Source organism: Anaeromicrobium sediminis, from assembly GCF_002270055.1.
Taxonomy (GTDB): domain Bacteria; phylum Bacillota; class Clostridia; order Peptostreptococcales; family Thermotaleaceae; genus Anaeromicrobium; species Anaeromicrobium sediminis.
Window position 1 is genome coordinate 1 of sequence record NZ_NIBG01000055.1, and the last position, 2,018, is coordinate 2,018.

Here is a 2,018-nt window from a genome sequence, read left to right on the forward strand (position 1 = left end):
TGTTACACATTATTTAGTTCTTAAATGAACATCTAGCGATAATAGCAAGAGGGCTACACCTGTTCCCATACCGAACACAGAAGTTAAGTCTCTTAGCGCCGATGGTACTTGGTGGGCAACTGCCTGGGAGAGTAGGACGTTGCTAGTTNGCAACTGCCTGGGAGAGTAGGACGTTGCTAGTTCAAAGACAAAGGATTTTTATCCTTTGTCTTTTTTTTATTGCCTATCTTTATGTTTTTGGATGGCGTCAGCCAGTCTATCGTTAGATTTCTCTAGATTAAATAAACTATAGGACCTACGAATCTAAATATATTCAACAATTTTTGAAAAGGTGGAACACCAGTACACCCTATGCTGCAAACAATTATGAGCTCTCTATAGCAATTATTTAATTTAAAGTATATAGCCTGGTAGTGACTTCCTTTGAAAAAATTTTGAATATATTTAGATGAAGTAGGTTCATCAACTATAGGAAGCACAAAAAAAGGTGAAGATCAAATCTTCACCTTTCTACTTTAAATTATAATTCTTCTATGAAATTTTTTATCCTCTCAAGACCTTCTAGCAATACTTCTGTACTACACGCATAAGAAATTCTAATGTAGTCATCCATTCCAAAGGCCGCTCCTGGAACTACAGCTACTTTTCCTTCATCTAATAATCTATCTGCTAATGCAATAGAGAAGTGATCTCCATAAGATATTTTATCCTTAAGGGATGACATATTAATAAATATATAAAAAGCTCCTTCTGGATTTACATAGGAAAGACCATCAATAGAATCTATTAATTCTATGGCCACATCTCTTCTTTTCTTATATGTATCTACCATTAACTTAATATCTTCATCACACTGAGTTAAAGCGCTTATACCAGCATGTTGTGATACGGCAGATGGATGGGACACTAAATGACCTTGTAGAGCTCCTATGGCTTTTGCCAGGGTCTTATTACATGCAGTGTATCCTAATCTCCAACCTGTCATGCCCACTGACTTAGATAAACCATTAATAGTAATAGTAATTTCCTTTGCCTTTTCTGATAAGGATGCAATACTGGTAAAATTATCTACATAACAAATTCTTTCATATATTTCATCTGCTAATATGAAAATATTTTTTTCTATACAATAATTAACTATAGATTCTAATTCTTCTTTAGTATAAACAGCTCCAGATGGATTTGATGGATTTGTTATGAATAATAACTTAGTTTTAGAAGTAACATACTTTTCTAAGTCTTCTACTGTAAGTTTAAACTCATTTTCTTTTTTAGTAGTAGGAAATATGGGAGTTCCACCTGTTAGTTTAACCATCTCTGGATAACTAACCCAGTAAGGTTTAGGAATTATAACTTCATCGCCAGGGTCTATTAAAGCCATTAAAGTATTAGTAATAGCATGTTTTGCACCACTTGATACTACTATTTCATCTACATTATAGGAAATGTGATTTTCCTTTTGTAGTTTATTGCATATGGCCTGTCTAAGTTCTACTAGACCAGAAGCTGGCCCATAACGAGTATGGTTTTCTTCTATAGATTTAATACCTGCTTCCTTAGCCTTAGTAGGGGTATGGAAATCTGGTTCACCTATACTGAAATTTATTATATCTAAACCTTCTTTTACTAACTCTCTCACCTTTGTACTAATACCTAAAGTAAGAGAGGGTGTAATATTTTGTGCTTTCTTAGATAACATTATAAACCCTCCTTTGTAAATCTATATTAAACAATTTTATTAAATCTTAGGGATTTTGTAAATAGTATAACGAGATAACATGTTTAATAATCTACAAATAGTATCTCCATAAGCAAGTGATTTCAATAGATGCAATTTATTGGAATAGTTTGGATTTCCAAAAGGTGTTGACGAAACTAAGGGGAGGTGGTATAGTAGTATCTGTTCTTGAAAAACAACAAACATGAAACAAGTTGACAAGAACTTATGAATGTGATATTATAGTACTTGTCGTTGAGAAAAGTCAACAACAAGAAAATTGAACTTTGAAAACTAAACA

The 2,018-nt window shown here is 32.9% G+C and carries 1 protein-coding gene and 1 rRNA gene; one reads left to right on the forward strand and one right to left on the reverse strand.

The features are described 5' to 3' along the window. Positions 1–31 precede the first annotated feature (31 nt). Positions 32–148 (forward strand): 5S ribosomal RNA (gene rrf / locus CCE28_RS21790). A gap of 372 nt (positions 149–520) precedes the next feature. On the opposite strand, the gene CCE28_RS21795 is transcribed toward rrf, so the two are convergent. After that, positions 521–1,699 carry a pyridoxal phosphate-dependent aminotransferase gene (locus CCE28_RS21795; protein ID WP_095136339.1) on the reverse strand — a complete coding sequence of 393 codons (1,179 nt, stop codon included), beginning with the start codon at positions 1,697–1,699 and terminating at the stop codon, positions 521–523. Positions 1,700–2,018 lie beyond the last annotated feature (319 nt).